The 20,764-nt window shown below is 64.2% G+C and carries 16 protein-coding genes and 1 pseudogene; 2 read left to right on the top strand and 15 right to left on the bottom strand.

Annotated features, from left to right (window positions below):
- Positions 1–59 precede the first annotated feature (59 nt).
- Positions 60–1,805 carry a thiamine pyrophosphate-dependent enzyme gene (locus tag INT29_RS11165; RefSeq protein ID WP_226841872.1) on the bottom strand — a complete coding sequence of 582 codons (1,746 nt, stop codon included), beginning with the start codon at positions 1,803–1,805 and terminating at the stop codon, positions 60–62.
- Positions 1,806–1,915: 110 nt separating this feature from the next.
- Here INT29_RS11165 and INT29_RS11160 point away from each other — a divergent pair, with 110 nt between their 5' ends.
- Complete coding sequence (locus INT29_RS11160) at positions 1,916–4,777, top strand: aminotransferase class I/II-fold pyridoxal phosphate-dependent enzyme (RefSeq protein WP_193071661.1); 2,862 nt, start codon at positions 1,916–1,918, stop codon at positions 4,775–4,777.
- Between the two features lie 28 nt (positions 4,778–4,805).
- On the opposite strand, the gene INT29_RS11155 is transcribed toward INT29_RS11160, so the two are convergent.
- Complete coding sequence (locus tag INT29_RS11155) at positions 4,806–6,257, bottom strand: MDR family MFS transporter (RefSeq protein ID WP_193071660.1); 1,452 nt, start codon at positions 6,255–6,257, stop codon at positions 4,806–4,808.
- Between the two features lie 103 nt (positions 6,258–6,360).
- Here INT29_RS11155 and INT29_RS11150 point away from each other — a divergent pair, with 103 nt between their 5' ends.
- Entirely contained in the window at positions 6,361–6,978 is a 618-nt protein-coding gene (locus INT29_RS11150) for a TetR/AcrR family transcriptional regulator (protein ID WP_319020885.1), read from the top strand.
- Between the two features lie 13 nt (positions 6,979–6,991).
- Here INT29_RS11150 and INT29_RS11145 read toward each other — a convergent pair whose 3' ends face one another.
- The 13 genes and pseudogenes from INT29_RS11145 to INT29_RS11090 all read right to left on the bottom strand — a co-directional run bounded on the left by INT29_RS11145 (position 6,992) and on the right by INT29_RS11090 (position 20,715).
- Positions 6,992–7,747 carry an amino acid ABC transporter ATP-binding protein gene (locus INT29_RS11145; RefSeq protein ID WP_319020884.1) on the bottom strand — a complete coding sequence of 252 codons (756 nt, stop codon included), beginning with the start codon at positions 7,745–7,747 and terminating at the stop codon, positions 6,992–6,994.
- Positions 7,744–8,538, bottom strand: a complete 795-nt coding sequence (locus INT29_RS11140) for an amino acid ABC transporter permease (protein WP_193071716.1) — start codon at positions 8,536–8,538, stop codon at positions 7,744–7,746. Before INT29_RS11140 ends, INT29_RS11145 begins: the two co-directional genes overlap by 4 nt.
- Before the next feature lie 187 nt (positions 8,539–8,725).
- On the bottom strand, positions 8,726–9,523 hold the full coding sequence (locus INT29_RS11135; RefSeq protein ID WP_193071659.1) for a transporter substrate-binding domain-containing protein: 798 nt from the start codon (positions 9,521–9,523) through the stop codon (positions 8,726–8,728).
- A 292-nt stretch (positions 9,524–9,815) separates the two neighbouring features.
- Positions 9,816–11,255, bottom strand: coding sequence for an MFS transporter (locus tag INT29_RS11130; protein ID WP_101571917.1), 1,440 nt, complete (start codon positions 11,253–11,255; stop codon positions 9,816–9,818).
- A gap of 235 nt (positions 11,256–11,490) precedes the next feature.
- Positions 11,491–12,693, bottom strand: a complete 1,203-nt coding sequence (locus tag INT29_RS11125; protein WP_101571919.1) for an MFS transporter — start codon at positions 12,691–12,693, stop codon at positions 11,491–11,493.
- Positions 12,694–12,879: 186 nt separating this feature from the next.
- On the bottom strand, positions 12,880–13,293 hold the full coding sequence (gene pcaC, locus INT29_RS20155) for a 4-carboxymuconolactone decarboxylase (protein ID WP_226841885.1): 414 nt from the start codon (positions 13,291–13,293) through the stop codon (positions 12,880–12,882).
- Positions 13,294–13,389: 96 nt separating this feature from the next.
- Positions 13,390–14,181 (bottom strand): annotated as a pseudogene (locus INT29_RS20150) (alpha/beta fold hydrolase); the annotation flags it as partial.
- 6 nt (positions 14,182–14,187) lie between these two features.
- Positions 14,188–15,591, bottom strand: a complete 1,404-nt coding sequence (locus INT29_RS11115; RefSeq protein ID WP_101571922.1) for a lyase family protein — start codon at positions 15,589–15,591, stop codon at positions 14,188–14,190.
- Positions 15,592–15,647: 56 nt separating this feature from the next.
- Positions 15,648–16,220, bottom strand: coding sequence for a protocatechuate 3,4-dioxygenase subunit alpha (gene pcaG, locus INT29_RS11110; protein ID WP_193071657.1), 573 nt, complete (start codon positions 16,218–16,220; stop codon positions 15,648–15,650).
- Entirely contained in the window at positions 16,213–17,013 is an 801-nt protein-coding gene (gene pcaH, locus INT29_RS11105; protein ID WP_193071656.1) for a protocatechuate 3,4-dioxygenase subunit beta, read from the bottom strand. Before pcaH ends, pcaG begins: the two co-directional genes overlap by 8 nt.
- A gap of 66 nt (positions 17,014–17,079) precedes the next feature.
- The gene (locus INT29_RS11100; protein WP_193071655.1) at positions 17,080–18,264 is read right to left on the bottom strand and encodes a 4-hydroxybenzoate 3-monooxygenase; all 1,185 of its coding nucleotides are present in this window, start codon (positions 18,262–18,264) and stop codon (positions 17,080–17,082) included.
- Between the two features lie 159 nt (positions 18,265–18,423).
- Entirely contained in the window at positions 18,424–19,266 is an 843-nt protein-coding gene (locus INT29_RS11095; protein ID WP_101598476.1) for a phosphosulfolactate synthase, read from the bottom strand.
- Positions 19,267–19,311: 45 nt separating this feature from the next.
- On the bottom strand, positions 19,312–20,715 hold the full coding sequence (locus tag INT29_RS11090; RefSeq protein WP_193071654.1) for an MmgE/PrpD family protein: 1,404 nt from the start codon (positions 20,713–20,715) through the stop codon (positions 19,312–19,314).
- Positions 20,716–20,764 lie beyond the last annotated feature (49 nt).

Raw genomic sequence — 20,764 nt, 5'->3', positions numbered from 1 at the left:
GCAGCGTGAGAGTGTGGGATTTCGCAGCAGCCGCGGCCGAAACACCGCCGGCGGCGTGCTCACGCCCGGGCTCCGCGGATCGCGGGGTCGGTGAGGCAGCGGACGAGGGCAGGACCCTCATGGGCGAGTGCCTTCTCGAAGGCGTCTCTGAAGTCCTCGGTGCGTTCGACGGTGAGACCCAGGCCGCCGAAGGCTGTGGCCAGCGCTGCGAAATCGGGGCTGCGCAGTGATGTGCCTGTCGCCCGGCCCGGGTACTCACGATCCTGGTGGCCCCGGATCGTGCCGTAGACCGAGTTGTCGTTGACGATGACGGTGAGGTTCACCCCGTACTGTGCCGCGGTCGCGAACTCCTGGCCGTTCATCAGGAAATCTCCATCGCCGGCGATGCAGAAGACGGCTCGCTCGGGATGGACGAGCCCAGCGGCCACGGCGGCCGGGAGGCCGAAGCCCATCGACCCGTTCCGTGGTCCCAGCGCCGAGGGGAAGCTGTGCGTGGGCAGGAACCTGGTGGCCCAGCCGGAGAAGTTTCCGGCCCCGTAGGTGATGATCGCGTTGTCCGGCAGCAGCTCCTTGACGTGGACGAACGCCTCATCCATATCGACGAAGGTGGAATCGCCGGTGCCCGCCGAGGTGGTGACCGGTTTCCGCCATTCGTCGAGTTCGGCGCGGGCATCGAGGATCCAGTCGGGCAGTTCCACCGGTTCGTCGGTGCCTGCCAGATGCTCATCACCGACGGCGGGCTCATCGACGGAGCCATCGGAGGACACCGAATATGCGCGAGCCCCGTCGGCGGTGAAAAGTGCCTGGGCGAATCGGTTGACCGAGGTGACGATGTGCTGGTCGAGGCTGCCGAAGTGTCCGTGGGCGTCCGGGTCGGGGTTGATGACGACTGTCTTTGCATCGGTGCCGATGGTGAAGGATTCCGTGGCCACATCGGTGCGGACACAGCCGAGGAAGATGTGCAGGTCAGCCTCGGCGAAGGTCCTCTTGGCCACTGCGGAGGCACCGAAGCCGAGCATGCCGAGGAAATTGGGGGAGTCGTGGTCGATGCCGTCATAGGCGCGGAAGGTGCCGATGACGCCGAGGCCGCGATCACGGGACCATTGGGCGATTCTGCGGGAGGTGGCCTGGGACCAATCTTCGCCGCCGATGATGAGGACGGGACGATCGGCCTGCAGGATGCGAGCCCGCAGCTCGGTGACGTCGCCGGCATAGGGCGCCGCAGAACCGTGGACACGGGGCGGCACTACCGTTCCGGCGCTGGACTGGACGAGCACCTCTTCGGGCAGGCCCACGACGACGGGACCGGGCCGGCCGGTCACGGCGGTGTGCATGGCATCGGCGACCACCTCGGCGGCCTTGTCCGGGTCATCGAGGGTCAGGACCTTCTTCGTGGTGGTGGAGAACCAGCCTGCCAAATCGAATTCCTGGAAGGCCTCACGGCCGCGCTGGGCTGTGGGGATGAGGCCGACGAACACGACGAGCGGTGTCGCATCCTGGTAGGCGGTGTGGAGGGAGACCATGACGTTGGAGGCTCCGGGGCCGCGGGTGACCATGGCGATTCCGGGGATGCCGGTCATGCGGCCCTCGGCTACGGCCATGTAGCCGGCGCCACCCTCTTGGCGGCAGACGATCGGGGTGATAGTCGAATCATGGAGCCCGTCGAGAACGTCGAGATAGGACTCGCCGGGGACCAGATAGGAACGCTGGACGCCGTGGGCTTCGAGCTCCTTGACGAGGAGATGGCCGGCGGAAAGTGGTGCTGAGTTGTCCATGGCTTCATGCTTATCATCCTTTTGTCTCATGTGGGCAGACTCTTGAACATTCGGTCGCGCAACGCCGTATGATCTTGGCACAACGGATTCCGCAGGGAACCGCTCGACATCGAGATACTTCATCGCCAGGAGGCTCAAGTATGACCGGCATCGACTCCGACGAACACCCGGCACAGGCATCATTCATGCCTGGACCGTCAGCTGCCGGAGGGACCTCCCGAAAGCGGTTGGACGCGGATGTTTCGGAGAACGGATTCCGGTCTCGGCCCAAACAATCCAAGCTCGAACGCGACCCGGGAATGCCGGCGAGCACCTGGCGTCTGCGCTCGGACGCCTGGGAGTACCTGAAGTTCGCGATCAAACGCCTGGCCATCAGCGGCGGCGACTTCTCGATGATCGCCGCCGACGGTGAGGTCTGGCGTTCGCTGCGCTCGCTGAAGACGATCGAACTGTACTGGGGCGGATTCGGTCAGCGCTATGTCGAAGACATTGCCGAGCTGCTCTCCGATGGTGAGTTCGATCGGGCCCACGACATGATCACGCGAGCCGTCAACCGCCTGCGCGGGAACACAGTCCCCGATGTGGCCGACGATGACCATCTCAATGAGGAAGAGCGCGCCGAGCAGAAGGACCGGCAGGACCCACGTCCTCGCTTCGAGGTCCTCATCGTCGACGAGACCACCGAGGGAGGCCGCGATGAGCTGCACACCGACCTGCTCAAGCTGCGCAACGCCTCCGACCAGTTCATCTACGACTACGTCATCGTCCCGACTGCTGATGACGCAGTCGTCGCGGCGCTGACGAACCCGAATCTGCTCGCCTGCGTCATCCGCCCCGGATTCACCGACCGGACCCGCGAGGTGCTCAGCCGCGATCTGCGCAGCACCGTCGCGCTCGCCCACGAGGGCACAGCCATGTCGCCTACAGCGCCGATGAGCCCGCTCAACTCGGTCCGTCGGGTGCTGCGCCTGGCCGACACTCTGGCGGGTCTGCGCCCGGAGCTCGACCTCTACCTCATGGCCGGCGCCCATATCGAGAGTTTGGCTGGTGCGCTGACTCATCGCTTCCGCCGTGTCTTCCGGCGCGAGGACCAGTTCGAACTGCACTTGTCCCTGCTGCGTCGCGTTCAGCACCTCTATGACACCCCGTTCTTCACCGCGATCCGTGAGCACGCCCGCCGCCCTGCCGGAGTCTTCCACGCGCTCCCAGTCTCCCGTGGCGGCTCGGTTGTGGGGTCGAAGTGGATCAGCGACTTCGTTGACTTCTACGGCCTCAACCTGCTGCTCGCCGAGACCAGTGCCACCTCGGGCGAGCTCGACTCGCTGCTCGCTCCGGTGGGCACGATCAAGAAGGCCCAGTCTCTGGCGGCCCGCGCATTCGGTGCCAAGCACACCTACTTCGTCACGAACGGAACGTCGACGGCGAACAAGATCGTCCACCAGGCCGTCGTCTCACCCGACGAGGTGGTCATGGTCGACCGCAACTGCCACAAATCCCACCACCACGCGTTGATGCTCACCGGTGCCCGAACCGCCTACCTCGAGGCCTACCCGCTCAACGACGTCGCCTTCTACGGTGCGGTGCCGCTGAACCGGATCAAGCAGCTCCTTTTGGACTACCGGGCCGCCGGTCGCCTCGACGAGGTGCGCATGATCACCCTGACGAACTGCACCTTCGACGGCATTGTCTACGACCCGGAGAAGGTCATGGCCGAGTGCCTGGCCATCAAGAAGGATCTCGTGTTCCTGTGGGACGAGGCCTGGTTCGCCTTCGCCCGGTTCCACCCTGTCACCCGCAAGCGCACGGCCATGGTCGCGGCCGAGCACCTGGAAGATCTCCTGGCCACCAACGCCCATGCCACGGCCTACCTCGATCAGCAGAAACGACTCTTCGACTCCGAGACCGGACAACCGGCACCCGATGAGGTGTGGCTGAACGAGACGCTGCTGCCGCCACCGGATTCGCGGATTCGCGTGTATGCGACCCAGTCGACCCACAAGACTCTGACCGCTCTGCGACAGGGATCGATGATCCATGTCTACGATCAGGAATTTGCCTACGGCGGCGAGGAGTCCTTCCACGAGGCGTACATGACGCACACCTCCACCTCGCCGAACTACCAGATCCTCGCCTCCCTGGATCTGGGCCGCCGGCAGGTCGAGATGGAAGGATTCGCACTCGTCCAGAAGCAGCTGGACCTGGCGATGAGTCTGGCATCGGCGGTCTCACGGCACCCGCTGCTGAAGAAGACCTTCCGCGTGCTCACCGCTGCAGACCTGATCCCGGAGGAATTCCGGGAGACCGAACGGACGATGCCGCTGCGTGACGGTATGGCGACCTTCTGGGAAGCGTGGGACAAGGACGAATTCGTCGTCGACCCGAGCCGCATCACCGTCGAGATCAGCGGCACCGGCGTCGATGGAGACACGTTCAAACACGAACACCTGATGGACCGCTACGGCATCCAGGTGAACAAGACGAGCCGCAACACGGTGCTGTTCATGACGAACATCGGCACCTCCCGCTCATCCATCGCCTACCTCATCGAGGTCCTGGTGAAGTTGGCCGGGAAGTTCAACGACCCGCACGAAATCCAGTCTCACGAAACCGTGGCGGAGCCGGCCGCGCTCATGCCTCCGCTGCCCGATTTCTCCGCCTTCGCTCCTGCCTATGCCGCCGAGGTGCCTGCTGAGGATCCGTCGAAGCAGCTGCCCGACGGTGACCTGCGTACGGCCTATTATGCGGGTCTGCGTCGGTGGAACATCGAACATGTGCTGCCGGAGGAACTCAGCCATCGGGTTGAGTCCGGTGACGAGCCGGTCTCGGCCGGATTCGTCACCCCCTACCCGCCAGGATTCCCTGTGCTGGTGCCGGGCCAGGTCATCACCGCCGAGGTGCTCGACTTCATGGCTGCCCTCGACACCAGAGAGATCCACGGTTACGACCCACGACTGGGCTACCGGGTGATCCTGAAGAAGGATCAGGCCGAAGCCAAGAAGTAGGACGAACCCACGAAACCGGACTCTGGAGCTACGGCGCAGCCTCGGCGTCCGGTTTCCGTCCGGGGAGGGCGAGTGCGGGCAGCAGCGCGAGAAGCGAGATGCCGACCGCCCACCAGAAGGACAGGTGGAATGCCTGCAGCGCGGCATCGCCGGAGGTGGAGTGGAGCGCGACGAATTGCAGGACGACCGCGACGATCGCGGTGCCGAATGAGGCTCCGAACTGCTGCATGATGCGCGTATTCATGCTGGCATGTGCGACATCCTCCGGCCCGAGGTCCTGGTAGGCCAGGGTCATCGGCGGGATGAGGACCGCGCCGATTCCGAGTCCCCGGACGAACAGCACGAGTGTCAGCCAGACGAGGCTCGTGTCGTGATCTGCGAACGCGAACGGCAGCGTGCCGATGACTGATACGAGGAAGGCGGCGACCGTCACGGTCCGACCGCCGAAGCGGGCGACGAGTTTGCCTGTCACGAAGCGGATGACAAGCGCGCCGATTCCTTGAGCGATCATCAGAAGGCCGGCTTCGAGCACGGACCGCCCCTGCACCACTTGGAAGTAGAGGGGCAGCAGGAACATGCCTGCGTACATGGCCGCTCCGGCGGTGAAGAGTGTCGACGAGGCTGTGAACATCGACCGGACCCGCATCAGCCGCACGTTCACGAGTGGGTCTGCGCTGCGGAGCGCCCATATGATGAAGCCGACCAGCAGGAGAATTCCGGCACTGAGCGGGATGAGAACACCGGGATGGTCAAGACCTCCGTGCTGTGCGGTCTGCGAGAAGCCCAGCAGAATGCCGACCACGGCCGGGGACAGCAGGCTCAAGCCCACCCAGTCGAGCCGTGGTCGTTTCTGGTCTGCGGCGGGTCGATCCGATTGAAGATATTTCCACGCCATCACCAGGGCGACGATGACGATCGGGGCATTGACGAGGAACAGCCACCGCCAGCTGAGCCAGTTGAGAATGACGCCGCCGACGACCGGTCCCAGAATGGGGCCCAGAGCTGCGGGCATGCTGATGGTGGCGATGAGATTGGGGCTCGGCCGGTGGCCGACGGCTCTGATGGCCAGAGTCTGCATGAGTGGCATGATGAGGCCGCCGCCAAGTCCCTGCATGGCGCGGAAGGCGATGAGGCTCGCATCATTCCAGGACAGTGCGCAGAGGACTGAAGCGGCTCCGAAGATCAGCAGCGCCAGCATCCATGCGCGTTTGCCTCCTATTCTCCGTTCCAGCCAGCCGGTCATGGGAACGGCCACGCCCAGTGCGAGCAGGTAGGCGGTAGTGACCCATTGGATGGTTGCAGTGGTGGAGTGCAGGTCGACAGTCAGGGTGTGGATGGCGAGAGTGACCATCGTGGAGTCGAGGATGGCGGCGATCGCGCCGATCACCAAGGTGGTGATGGCGAGTTTCGCTGCTCGGGGGAGCGGAGGCGCTGCGGCGTTCGCTTCGGCAGCGGGTGATCCGGTCTGGGAGGTGGACATGATGGGCAGGACCTTAGGTTAGAGAGGTTTTCCTCTCTAAAGATAAACCCATCTAATAAGAGATGCAAACATTCCTTGAGGGTTTGTGTCGTACGATGCTGAGGTGAGCGAATCCTCGATGCCCAGCCCCGCCCGCACCCGTCGACGAGGTGCGGAGCTTGAGAGCGCATTGCTGCAGGCAGCATGGGACGAACTCTCGGACGTCGGCTATGCGGGATTCACCATGGAGTCGGTGGCGACGCGTGCCCGTACCGGTATCGCCGTGCTGTACCGACGCTGGTCGAACAAGGACGACCTGGCTCTCGCCGCATTTGAGCACTACCGAGAGGCCCACCCGATCACGGTGCCGGACAGAGGCAGTCTGCGCGGTGACCTGATCGGACTGTTGGAGAGAATGGGGCGTCAGCGCGCCGGCTTCTTCTCGATCGCCTTCGGTGGTGCATTCTCCGGCCTGCTCAATTCGACAGGACTGTCATTGACGCAGTTCCGGGACAGGATCCTGGGCGCGCAGAGAACCGAGAACCTGATCATGATCTATCAGCGTGCGCATGACCGCGGAGAGATCGATCTGAACAAGATTTCGGGCACGGTCCTGGACATGCCCGTCGACCTGGTGCGACACGACATTCTCATGGATCCGAATCCAGTGGAGAGGACACGCATCGAAGCGATCGTCGACGAAGTCCTGCTGCCGCTCGTCCTGCCGACCGGGCGTGGTTGATTCGCCGACGAATCTACCCCAGCTGTCCGGGATTGAGGACGCGAGAGAGGAAGTCCCTCGTCCGCTGCTCCTGCGGATTGCCGATGACCTCCTTGGCTGGACCAGCCTCGACGACGACTCCTCCGTCCATGAAGATCACCCGGTCGGCGACCTGCCTGGCGAACTCCATCTCGTGGGTGACGACGACCATGGTCATTCCTGCCTCGGCGAGTTTGCGCATGACCTGGAGAACGTCACCGACGGTCTCCGGGTCGAGCGCCGAGGTCGGCTCGTCGAAGAGCATGACGTCGGGATCCATGCTCAGCGCTCGAGCGATCGCCACGCGCTGCTGCTGCCCGCCGGAGAGTGAACCGGGCTTGGCCTCGATCTTCTCAGACAGTCCCACCTTGGCCAGGTTCGCCTCGGCGACCTTGTCGGCCTCGGACTTCGGTCGCTTGAGCACCTTCGTCTGGGCGACCGTGAGGTTCTCACGCACGGTGAGGTGGGCGAAGAGGTTGAAGGATTGGAACACCATGCCGATGCGGGTGCGGGCGGCATCGATGTCGAGGTCGAGATCGGTCATGTCCATGCCGTCGACGACGATGGACCCACCGGTCGGGGTCTCGAGCGTGTTGATGCAGCGCAGCATCGTGGACTTACCCGAGCCTGAGGGGCCGACGACGCAGACGACCTCGCCCTTGCCGACATCGAGGTTGATGTCGGTGAGAACCTGATTCGTCCCGAAGCTCTTCTTGAGGTTGCGGATCGCAATGATCGGAGAGGTCATCATTTTGCTCCTGGCTCGGCGGAACCGTATTTGCGTTCGAGGACGCGTGAGAGATAGGACAGCGGAATCGTGATGATGAGATAGCAGACTGCGATGACGATGAACGGGGTGAGGTTCGCGGTGTTGACGATCTCAGCTCGACCGAGTGCTGCAAGTTCGCGACCGTCGACAGAGGATCCGAGGATGTAGGCCAGCGAGGAGTCCTTCGTGAGCAGGATGAGTTCATTGGTCAGCGGCGGCAGGATGATGCGCATCGCCTGCGGCAGCACGATCGTGACCATTGCTCTTGAGGAGGACATGCCCAGTGAGCGGGCCGCCTCGACTTGTCCCTTCGGCACGGCTTGGATGCCGGCGCGGATGGTCTCTGCCATGTACGCCGAGGACACGAGGCCCAGGGCGATCATGATGATGACCAACTGAGGCAGGAGGAAGCCGGGGAACGCGACAGGAAGCCCGAAGCCCATGACGAGGAAGACGACGAGGGCTGGGAGCCCGCGGAAGAATTCGATGTAAATAGTCGCCAGCCAGCGGTAGACGCCGACCGAGGACAGTCGCATGAGAGCAACGACCAGAGCGATGGCCAGCCCGAGGACGAAGCCCAGAGCCGTGAAGATGACTGTGTTCTTCAGCGCACCGGTGATGACCTCAGGGAACATGCCGACGGCGATGTCGACACGTCCGAAAGTATCAATGAGTGTCGGCCAGTCGGCGACGAAGGCGATGACGGCGGCGATGAGGATCAGGATTGCGTACTGGATTCCGCGGGAGAGCTTCGCCTTCTGGCGTTTGCTCATCTTGGCCTTGGGGGTGGCTGTGGCGAGAGGGACTGCGGGGCCGATGGGGCCGCTGTCTCCGTTCGCGGGTGTTGGTGACATGGGTGTCGTCCTTCAACGGTGGTGGCGTGGTGTGCCGAATCTGCTCAGGTCAACGGGCGGCCGACCCGGCCTCGAGGGCTCAGATCGACCGCCCGATCAGCGATCTCTATTTGGGAGCGTCGCCGAACCACTTCTTGTAGATCTTGTCGTACTCGCCGTTGCCCTTGATCTCCTTGAGGGTGTCGTCGACGGCCGTCTTCATCTTGGTGTTGCCCTTTTTCATGCTGATGCCGTAGTGCTCGTCGGTCTTGATATCGAAGCCGATGGCGAAGCCCTTGTTCTCGGTGTTGTAGTTGTAGAGCACGCCGTTGTCATTGATGACGGCGTCGACCTGCCCGGTCTTGAGCGCTTCGAGTGACAGCGGCAGGTCTTCATAGGTGACGACCTCCGAGTCTTTGAAGTGCTCGGTCGCGTATTCGAGGCCCGTGGTGCCCGCCTGTGCGCCGACCTTGAAGCCCTTCAGCGCTGCCTCGTCCTTGGCCTTCTTGTCGCCCTTGGTCAAGATCGCCTGGTTTGCATCGAAGTAGGGATCGGAGAAGTCGGCTGCTTCCTCGCGCTTCGGTTGGATCGTCGTTGCCGCTGCCGCTACGTCGCACTTCTTCTGGTTGAACTCGGCTCCCGAGGTGATCGTCTCGAAGGAGGTGTTGATGATCTCCTGTTTGACGCCGAGCTTCTTTGCCACGGCATCGACGATGTCGACGTCGAAGCCGACGACCTTGCCGTCCTTCTCGAACTGGAACGGCTGGTAGGACAGGTGGGTGCAGGTGGTCAGCTGGCCCTCTTTGACGAGAGGAACGCCGCCCTCACCGGTCGCCTCGGGTTTGGAATCGCCGCCTCCGCCGCATGCGGATAGGGCGAGCATGGCGCCGACGGCCACGGTGGCCAGGGTCAGGCGTCGTTTCATGGTTCCTCCAGGGGTGTCGCTGACATCGATGTCAGAAAGCCGGTGTCGCTCGCACGGAAATGTCTGAGCAACGTCTGGAAGGAATCGTACAGTGTGCTGAGTCACACTTGCGACCAGCCCGACCCCGCCGAGGTGGTTGTTTCCAAATCGTAGTGTTGAGATTCCTTTATTTGGCCCGAGGTTCGCCGAGGTTTCGGAGATGAGAAAGGTGGCCGCAGACTGGAGACTTCTCTCGAGTCCACGACCACCAATCCGGTCGCGCGCAATGGGCCGTGACCGGCCACTGTCTGCTTCAGCTCAGCTGAGCCTCCATGTCGAGGTCCGAGGTGTCCTTGGCCAGGAACAGGGCGATAAGCGTGAGAATCGCCGCCCCGATGATGTAGAGGCCGCAGTAGAAGATCGTTCCGCCTTCGGCCTGCCACAGGGCGACCATGGCGAAGGGCGCCGGCCCCGCGCCGATGACGCTGGACATGTTGTAGGAGATCGCCGACCCGGTGTAGCGGACGTTGGCGGGGAACAGCTCCGGCAGGTAGGCGGCCATCGGGCCGAAGGTCAGGCCCATCAGGATGAAGCCGACGATCAGGGCGATGATGACGCCGGCGGTTCCCGCGTTGAACAGGACGTTGACGACGAGGCCGTAGGCGGCGATGAGGATCGTCACTCCCATGAGCATCTTGCGCCGCCCCAGCTTCTCAGCCAGGGGACCGGAGACCACAGTGAAGATGCCGAAGAACACGACGCCGATGATGAGGTAAGTGAGGAACTCACTCTTCGTATACCCCAGCCCCGCGACGAACCCTGCGGGATCAAAGACCGTGCCCGCAGCCTCGGCGGCGGCCTTCGCCTGACCGGTCGTGGCGGGTGAGGTGCCGTAGGTGAGGGTGAACGCGGTCATGAAGTAGAAGATCACGTAGGTCGCGAACATGATGAAGGTGCCGAGGACCAGTGGCTTCCAGCTTGTCTTGAAGACAGCGGCGAGAGGGGCCTTCGAGATCTGCTGCTTCTGGGCGACCAGCTGGAATGCGGGGGTCTCCATGAGCGACATGCGGACATAGAGGCCGACCGCGACGAGAAGAGCCGAGAGCAGGAATGGGATGCGCCAGCCCCAGGCGAGGAACGCCTCGGGGGAGGTCCACCTGTTGAGTCCGATGAAGAGCAGGTTGGCAATGATGAAGCCGATCGGAGCGCCGAGCTGCGGGAACGTGCCCCAGATGGCGCGTTTGCCCTTTGGCGCGTTCTCAGTTGCGAGCAGTGCCGCACCCGACCATTCGCCGCCGAGGCCGACACCCTGGCAGAAGCGCAGGAGGACGAGGAGGAGTGGTGCCAGAATGATCCAGCCCGGAGTGCTCGCGGTGGGAAGAAGCCCGATGAGGAAGGTGCCGATGCCCATGATGAGCAGCGATGCGATGAGCGTCTTCTTGCGGCCGACGCGGTCACCGAAGTGGCCGAAGATGATGGAGCCCAGAGGGCGGGCGACGAAGGCGACGCCGAAGATTGCGAAGGAGCTCAGCAGCTGCGTCGTCGAGGTCTGGTTCGGGAAGAAGAGGGCAGGGAACACCAGCGAAGATGCGGTCGCGTAGGCGTAGAAGTCGAAGAATTCGATCGTCGTGCCGACCATCGAGGCGGTGAGAACCTTGCCTCGGGTGTTGTTCTTCCGAGTCGCCGCAATGGCGTCGTCGTGCTCTGATCCAGGCTGCGCGTTCGGGGAGCCCGGCTGTGTATCGGTGGACATGTTCTTTTGTGCTCCGCTGTAATCGAAAGACGAAGGCACGGGCGGATGGTGCTCGTGTCAGATGGAAGCCGCCGGACACAGGGATGAAGGGCGACTGCTAGACACTACTCCTGTCTCAGAAAACGCGCCCTTCAAGTCTCAGGCGTTGAGATTACTTGTACGTCCGAGTGATCTGTCCGACTCCGGCGTCAAGACACGGCAAGGCTCGCCAGAACGTGACAGGCCTCGGCAGGACTCAGAGCTCGACGGTCGAGCGGTTCTCGGAGCCGCCTCGGCGCAGGGCGATCGCGATTATGAGGACGATGAGTCCGAGCAGGCACAGACCGACGCCCACCCAGGCCGGGGCGCGGTAGCCCATGCCGGCGGTGATGACGATGCCGCCGAGCCAGGCGCCGAGGGCGTTGGCGAGGTTGAACGCGGCGTGGTTCATCGCCGCGGACAGGCTCGGGGCGTCGTGGGAATCGCGCAGCAGACGCATCTGCAGAGCGGTCGTGATCATCGAACCGGCGATGCCGATGAGGAAGAGCGCGACGATGGCAACGGCCGCGATGTGGGTGAAGGCACCGAATGCGGAGAGCACAATGGCGGAGAGGATCATGCCGCCGATGCCGGAGCGTTCGATGGACTTGTCGACGAGCGGACCTGCGATGAGTGAGCCGGCGGTCATTCCGAGGCCGTAGACGGCGAGGACCCAGGGGATCGCAACCTCAGGGACGCCGGCGACGTCAGTCATGGTCGGGGTGATGTAGGTGTAGACGGCGAACATGCCGCCGAAGCCGACGGAACCGGCAAGGAGAGTGAGGACGATCTGCGGACGTGCTAGTGCCTTCATCTCACCGCGAGCTGAGGGGGCTGCGCCGAGTTTCACACGGGGGACCGCGATGGCGACCATGACGACGCAGAGGATGCCGAGTCCGGCGACGAGGGCGTAGGCGCTGCGCCAGCCGAACATGTTGCCCAGTGCCGTGGCGATGGGGACACCGACGATGTTCGCGATCGTCAGACCCAGCATGACGCGTGACATTGCGCGTCCGCGACGATTCGGGGGCACGAGCGTGGAGGCGACGATCGCGCCGATGCCCAGGTAGGCCCCGTGGGGGAGTCCACTGGCGAAGCGAGCAATATTGAACAGGGCGGCGTCGGGGGCGAGCATCGAGGCGAGGTTGCCGAGGGCGAAGAGCCCCATGAGGCCCAGCAGCAGATTCTTGCGGTCCATGTGAGCGGCGATCGTGGTGATCAGCGGTGCGCCCACAACGACGCCGATCGCGTAGAACGACACGGCATGCCCGGCCTGCGGCACGGTGATGCCGAGCTCCCGGGCGATATGGGGCAGCAGGCCCATGGTGGCGAACTCGGTCACACCGATGGCAAAGGCGCCGATCGCTAAGGCGAAGACGGCGAATTTGTAGACTCGGCGTGGCACCGGAGCGTCGCTCATGGAGTCCCTTCGGACGGAGTGGGTAGGTCGAACAGACGCGATGCCCGGGGTCGGAGACCCGACCGGACGATTCACCGCAACCGAACAAGCCTATTGCTCAGCGACGGTCATCGGTAGCCCCTCCGACGCAATGTGACGATTCGAACAGCCTCGCGGGCCAGGGCCGGCTCAGCTCCAGCCAGCGCCTCAGCTCTCTTCGTCCATCTCCGCCAGTGCCTGCGAAGCCACTGAGAACGCGGTGTTCGCACTCGGTACGGAACAGTAGATGGCCGATTGGAGCAGGACTTCCTTGATCTCATCACGGCTCAGACCATTGCGGACAGCGGCCTTGACGTGCATCGCGAGCTCGGCCTCGTGACCGCCGGCGATCATTGCGGTCAGCGTGATCGCCGAGCGCATGCGCTTCTCCAGGCCAGGGCGGGTCCAGATCTCGCCCCAGGCGTAGCGGGTGATGAGGTCCTGGAAGTCCGCGGTGAAGTCGTCGACCTTCGCATTCGCGCGGTCGACGTGAGCGTCGGAGAGGACCTGACGGCGCACGGTCATTCCGGCCTCGCGCACCTCGTCCCGGCTGGCTTCACGTGGACCAGAGGCGGTCGGCAGTTCCGCCGAGGCTGCACCTGAGTTCTCTGCGCTCGCAGCGCTTCCGCCCCTGGTGTTTCCGTCCAGAAAATCGTGGAGCAGACCGGCGACGACTGCCGGCGCCTCGGCGGGTACGAGGTGGGCCGCACCCTCGATGACCTCGAGGAGGGCACCGGAGATGCCGTTGGCGATCTCTGCGAGCTTGGTCGGCGGGGTCGGTTGGTCCTGGGCCCCGGCCACGGCGAGAACAGGCAGAGAGATGCTGGACAGACGCGAGCGGACGTCGAAGGAGGCCAGCGCATGGCAGAGCGCGGCGTAGGAGAAGCGGTCCGCGTCCTGCAGCGAATGCAGCAGTGCGGCCGAAGTCTCTGGTTCGCGGTCCATGAAGCCCTCACCGAACCAGCGCTGGGCTGAACCGATGACCTGTGTGGGAGTGCCCGAAGTGGCGACGACCTCGGCACGTTCTTCCCAACCGCTGGCCTCGCCGATCTTCGCGCCGGTGCAGAACACCGCGGCGCGGTCGAAGCGATCGGCGTGGTCGAGGGCCAGCTGCAGGGCGATGGCTCCGCCGATCGAATCACCGGCCACGCTGATGCGGGCAGCAGCAGACCCGGCGACATCGGGAAGGATGCGATCGAGGGTAGCCAGGACCGCCTCGGCGAGGTCGCTCATCGTCAGCTTGGGAACCTCGGATGTCCCCGCGGGGACGTCGACCGGTGCCGAACGACCGTGACCGGGCAGATCGATGCCGATGACAGTCGTCTCCGGGTGCACTCCGCCGAGGTGGGTGGACGCGGACTGCCACAGTGCGCTCACCGAGGTGCCCAGTGAGGGCAGGACGATGAGGATGCGCGGGTTCGCGGTGGCGGGGGCGGTCGGTGCGGCAAGGACAGTTGCGGTCAGTTCCACGTCAGATCACTTTCTCGAGGCGAAGGGGAGGAGGCCCGGTGATACGGGCTCGGGTCCGTTGATGGTGGCGATGATGGTCTGGCGGATGTCTTCGGCATCGCCGAGGTAGTTCTCCGGTGAGAAGAAGTCGGCGAGGTCGAGTGCGTCGTCACCGGCGACCGGGTGCTGGGCGAGCGCTGCTGAGAGTGCGGCCACCGGGTCACCGTCGGGAGCGATGATGTTCTGGATCTCGGTCTTCGACAGCCTGTCGCCGAAGGCGATGTTGAGGCGTTCGGCATAGATGCCGGGGCTGGCGGTGTCCACGTTCTTCAGCATCGCGTCGGGGTTGACGCTCAGTCCCTCGACCATCGTCTGGAGCATGATGAGGGAAGACACCGCCAGGCTCATGAGTTCGGACAGGGCAGGCCATTCGGCGTGCCAGGCTCCGTCGGAGCGTTCCTCGATCGCTTCGGCGGCGGTCGAGGTCAGTGTGGCCATGGCACCGGGGGCGCGCATTCCGTTGCGGTGGAGCAAGACCGCCGAGGTGGGGTTGAGTTTCTGCGGCATCGCCGAGGATCCGCCGGTCGAGGCCAGGCTCAGTTCGCCGACCTCCGGGCGGGTTCCGATGAGTACGTCACGAGCGATCGAAGCTCCGACGGTCACACACTGTGTGAGGTGGGAGGCCCAGTTGAGGACCCGGACGCGGTCGGTGTGCCAAGGCACGGGAATGCTGGTGAGCGCGGCGTCGGGTCCGCGCAGCTGCACATGGAATTCGCGCAGCAGTGCCTCGGTCTGGGTCCCGGCGAACTCGCGGATCGCGGCTCGGGTGCCGGCCGCACCTCCGACCTGCACATAGTCGATGCGGGGGGTGAGACTCTGGACCTCCTGGACTTCCGAGGCCCAGGCCGCAGCCTTGAGTCCGAAGGTCGTCGGCAGGGCCGGTTGGGTCAGGGTGCGGGCCAGGCACACGGTCGAGGCATGGGCGTCGGAGAGGCCGACGAGCGCCTCGGCGATGACGTCGAGGCGCGCATGAGTCTGGCGGGCGACGCGGGCCATGAGCAGCCCGAGCGCCGAGTCCATGACGTCCTGACTGGTCAGGCCCTTGTGCAAGGCCCGGGACGCATCCTGGCCGAGCTGTGAGCGGACGGCCTTGAGGAATGGGATGACCGGATTGCCACCGGATTCGGAGTCCGCGGCCAAGGCCTCGAGCGCAGAGGCTTCTGAGAGCAGGGACCGGGTGGTGGCTTCGATGCCCGCCACCGCCTCGGCGCGGGCGTCAGCGGAGATCAGTCCGGCATGTGCCTGAGCATTGATCCACGCCGATTCGACGTCGCCGAGTGCAGACACGAGGGCGACATCGTCGATGGCTTCGGCGCCTCGCAGATCGCCTGGGGCGAACAGGAGGCGCGTATGGGCAACGCTGTCAGTCATTGTGTGTCCTCTCCAGCCGCTGCAGTCGCGGTTGAGTAGCCTGATGCGACTCTGGCTCAGTCTTCGTGACTGGGGAACCGCAGGAACGGTGTCTCGTTCTCACCCTGCAACCGTATGTCGAAACGCAGCGATCCGTCAGCCTCACGGGTGGCAATCAGTCGATCTCTTTCGTCTGACTCCAGGGAGGACAGCAGGGGATCAGCGGCCAGGGCTGCGGTGTCTTCGGGAAGATAGATCCTGGTGAAGAGTCTGTTGAGCAGCCCACGGGCGAAGATGACGACGCTGATGAACGGCGCCTTGCCGGGCTCCGTGGCACCTGGGTTGAGAGTGGAGAAGACGAAGCGGCCTTGTGGGTCGACCTCGTTGCGGCCGAATCCGGTGAACGTGAATCCGTCACGGCGCAGCGATCCCGAATTGCTCGAGACTTCGCCGTTCTCATCGGGCTGCCAGATCTCGAGGATCGCATCGGGGATGGGGTCACCTGCCCCGTCGTAGACGTAGCCGTGGAGTTGGACTGCCCCGTCCTTGGCTGGGGGGACGAGTTCGTTATCGCCGGGCCAGGGCATGGCGTACCCGTAGAATGGTCCGACGGTCTGGCCGGGTGTTGCGGTGAGCTTCGTCTCAGTCATCGTCCTCTTCTTCCATCCAGGTGCGGTTGCCTCCGGTGAGCACGATGTCCCAGTTGTAGCCCATGAGGAATTCGTGCTCGGTGATGTTGTGATCGTAGGTGGCGACGAGGCGATCGCGGGCCTTCTGATCCGTGATCGACTGGTAGATCGGGTCGAGAGCGAACAGCGGGTCACTCGGGAAATACATCTGAGTGATCATGCGCTGCGTGAACTCGGAGCCGAAGAGTGAGAAGTGGATGTGGGCCGGCCGCCACGCATTGTGGTGGTTCTTCCATGGATAGGGGCCCGGTTTGATCGTCGTAAACGAATATGAGCCGTCGTCTCCGGTCAGGGTGCGACCGACGCCGGTGAAGTTCGGGTCGATCGGGGCCGGATGCTGATCGCGTTTGTGGATGTAGCGTCCGGCGGAGTTGGCCTGCCAGATCTCGACGAGCTGGTTGCGCACGGGTCGTCCGTCGCCGTCGAGGACGCGGCCGGTGACCTTGATGCGTTCGCCGATCGGTTCCCCGCCGGCCTGGATAGTGAGGTCGGATTCGAGGTTCGCCAAGTCGCGGTGACCGAAGGCGGGGGAGAAGAGTTCGATCGTCTCCGGATCGGTGTGCCGGGGGTCCTTCGTCGGATGCCGCAGAATCGAGGACCGGTATGGCCGGTAGTCCAGGCGCGGCTGTGTCTCGGCCGGTGTGCCGGCGGCGACTGCGTTCTTGTGTTCGGTCTCGATCGCCTCGATCTCGGCAGACAGGGTCTGCTGTGACTCGGCCGCATCATCTGGGCCGGAGAGCTTCTGTGCACCCATGGTCGAACCTTTCTTCTCGGTGTCGCAAATTCGTGGTGGTTCTGCTGTTTCGTTGACTGAGCAGGCTCAGCCCTTCGGCCAACCCGTGTAGCACTCGGCGAGGTAGCGCCGGCCGTGCTCGGATTCGAGGATCGAATTCAACTCGCCGAGACTGCGCTTCGTTTCGAAGGCATCCTGGCTGGGGTCGGAGTGGAGCATCCGGGTCATCTGGTAGGAGAAGTTCTGCGCCTTCCACACGCGTTTCGTCGCGGTCTGCGAGTACCTGGCCAGCGCCTCGGCGTCGGAGTTCTTCAGCGCCGAGATCAGGGCCGGGGCGAGCACGGACACGTCGGCGAACGCGAGGTTGAGGCCCTTGGCTCCGGTCGGGGGAACGGTGTGGGCGCTGTCGCCGGCGAGGAACAGGGAACCGTGCTGCATCGGTTCGGTCACCGCCGAGCGGAAGGGCAGGATGTTCTTGTCGATGATCGCACCCGTCTTCAGATGGAAGCCGTCTGGTCCCTCGACCCGGGCCTGCAGTTCTGACCAGATGCGGTCGTCGGACCAATCGCCCACCTCGGTGTCGGCCGACGTTTGGAAGTACATGCGCTGCACGTTCTCGCTGCGCTGGGAGATCAGCGCGAAGCCGCGTTCGGAGCGGGAGTAGATGAGGACCTCGTGGCTGGCCGGTGCTTCGCAGAGGATGCCGAACCAGGCGAAGGGGTATTCGTGAAAGAAGCGCTGCTTCGTGTCCGCTGGGATCATGGCCCGGCAGGGGCCGCGGGAGCCGTCGGAGCCGACGACGTAGCGGGCATTGATGCGCAGTTCCTCGCCGTCCTCGGTCGTGGCAGTTACCCAGGGGTGTTCGGTTTCGATATCGCCGATCGCGGTGTCGGTGACCGAGTAGAAGGTGGGGCGGCCGGTGCGTTCGCGGGCGGCGGAGAGGTCGACGAAGATCTCGTTCTGCGGGTAGAGCCAGACGGATTCGCCGATGAGATCAGGGAAGTCGAAGGAGTGGCTGACGCCGTTGACGCGGATGTCGATGCCGTCGTGACGGTGGCCGGCGGTGTGCACGCGGGATTCGATGCCTTCGGCCTCGAGCATGCGCACCGATCCTGCTTCGAGGATTCCTGCACGGTGAGTGTGGGCGATGTCGTCGCGGCTGCGGTTGTCGATGACGACGGAGTCGATCCCCGCATTGTGCAGCGTATGGGCGAGCAGGAGCCCGGCCGGACCTGCTCCGACGATCGCAACGTCGGTTTGAAATTCTGGCACCTGGGCCTCCTTGCCGTAATCGTCCTCTCAGTGTGCGCCCGGTCACTGACACAAGGCGAGGCTGTTATCAATGAATGAGAAAAAGCGCGGCGGGGGCACCGACGATTCGTCGGTGCCCCCGCCGCGCGGACCGCAGGGTGCGGTCGCCCAGTCGTTGCCTTACTTGACCGGAGCCGGGTTGATCACCCGTCCCCAGGTGGACTTGTTGCCCCAGATGTTCTGGCGCAGTCCCTCCAGTTGGAGGATCTGGGAGTGGTCGACGAACAGGTTGCATTCGTTTCCATAGTTCTTGATATACCACTCGAAGACAGGTCCGTCGGCGGCTTCGAACATGACGTTCTCCAGGCCGAGGCCGTTGATGATGGAAGCCGCCGCAGCGGTGTTCCACTCATCGACGTTCTCCGTGATGCCTTCGGATTCGATCATGATGATCGAGGCACCGGCGTCCAGTGCCCGCTTCCCGCGGTCGACGAGGTCGCCGATGTCCTTCGCGGATTCGGCGGCCAGCTCGGCCTCACCGGAGTCGCCTCCGGAGCCGATCTGGATGCCCAGTTCGGGCTTGGCCTTGAGTCCGGCTTTGACGACCTTCTCGACGAGTCGTTCCAGACCCGAGGTCGGCAGCATGATGAAGCCGGTCGAGATCTCGATGACATCGAAGCCGACCTCCTTGGCCTCCTTGAGGTACTGGTCGACCGCGTCGTCGCCGTAGCGCAGCACGGTCTCGATCCAGCCTCCCGAGGAGACATAGGAGCCGTTGTCGTGGGCGATGTCGCTCATCGCCTTGACCTGTTCGGCGGGGACGAGGGAGAAAGACCCTCCCGCCCACTTGATGCCGTCGACCCACTGACCGGCGACGTCGAAGACGTCCTGCAGGTGGCGGGTGCCGAAGGTCGAGTAGTACGGGGCGCGGATCTCGGTCATCCCGATGGTGCGGGGCTTGGCCGGGCGCCAGGCGCGGGGGACGAAGTTCATGGACACATCGAAATCAATGGCATTCGACATTGTGTTTCCTTTCTTCGGTGTCGGCGGTGTGCCGACTGGGAGTGGTCAGCTGCGGGCGAGGGGAACCTGCGCGAGGACCGCGGTGAGCTCCTTGATCCGGTGATTCTCGAGGTCGTGGACGAGGTCGGCGATCTCGTCTCGCAGTCCCACCTCGGCGAATGGGGAGGTCAGTGCGTCGAACTTCCTCCGTGCGCCCGCCCAGTCGAGCGGGTGCGTGGTGAAGCCCTCGTAATCATCCGTGCTGGCCCGGAACTGCGTGCCATCGCCGAGCGTGACGACGAGGTCGGCGCACATGTGCTCGGGGAAGCGGTCGCTGAACTCCTTGGAGGGAGTGATCGTCACCTTGCGCATGAGGTCCTGCACATCGTCGTCGACGATGCGCTCGGACTCGTACTGAGCTGGGTTGAGCTCCCCGTCGAGGAGGACAACGGCGACCATCCAAGGCAGTGAGTGGTCGGCCTCTTCCTTGGTGCGGATCGAGCGCTTGTCGCCCTCCTCGCCGCCGCCGATGATCGAATACGCGACGTCGAAGGTCGTCAGCTCGACGCTGGCGATGGCATCGGTGCGGAACCCCTCCTGGCTGCGGATGTCCTGGGCTGCATCGAGTGCGGACTGGGAGTGGATCTCGGCGTTGTGCTTCTTGATGATCGTGCCGGTGACCTTCTCCAGATCCTCGGCCGACCAGTCGAGATCGAAGTCCCCAGCCAGGGCCTTGAAGCCCTTGTTGCCCTCGAAGACTTGGGCGGGTCCGGTGATCCCGTGTGCGGCGAGAAGGGCGTCGAAGACTCCCTCCTTCGACACGTGCGGGTAGGCCAGGCCCTTCCAATGGCTGAGATCACCGGTGCGCGTCACCCGCAGGGCGACGTTCGCGGTTCCGGCCATGGCGGCCGCGTGGGCGATCTGCTCGGCGTTCAGACCCAGTGCCTTCGCCGAGGCGGCGCCAGCAGCGAACGCGCCCTGTGTCGTGTGGTCGAAGCCAAGGTCACGGACCGGAGCGACGTCCGAGAGGCGCGCGTGGATCTGATAGGCCACGGCGAAGGCCGTGAGGAAGTCCGCCCCCGAAGCGTCTGCGTGCTCGGCTGCGGCGAGGACCGCGCCCATATTGTCCGACGGGTGGTTGGTCTCATCCTTGGCGAGGTAGGCATCCATGAAGTCGAGATACCTGCTCAGGGCCGAGTTAAAGAAGGCGGCGTGGTCCGGGCTGGTGTGGCCGCCGCCGATGAGGGTGGCTCCCTGCCCGGCATCGAGATCTTCGATCAGTGCGCGGATCTCCTGCAGCGGCTCGGCATCGAGGGCGCCGATGGCGACGCCGATCGTGTCGAGGACGCGGATTTTGAGCTGCTCGAGGGCCTGCTCGCTGAGCATGTCCAGCGAGGCCTTGTCGACGAATTCGGCGAGTGCCTGCACATCGGTGAGTGTCTGTGTGGCTGTTGTCTGACTGCTTGTCATTTTGACCTCTCCTAGTTAGGTTAGGTATTCCTAACTATTTCACCAAAAG

This window comes from Brevibacterium sp. FME37, from assembly GCF_014897485.1.
Taxonomy (GTDB): Bacteria; Actinomycetota; Actinomycetes; order Actinomycetales; family Brevibacteriaceae; genus Brevibacterium.
Note: the sequence above shows the minus strand (reverse complement) of the source record. Positions and strands in the feature narration are given on the sequence as shown.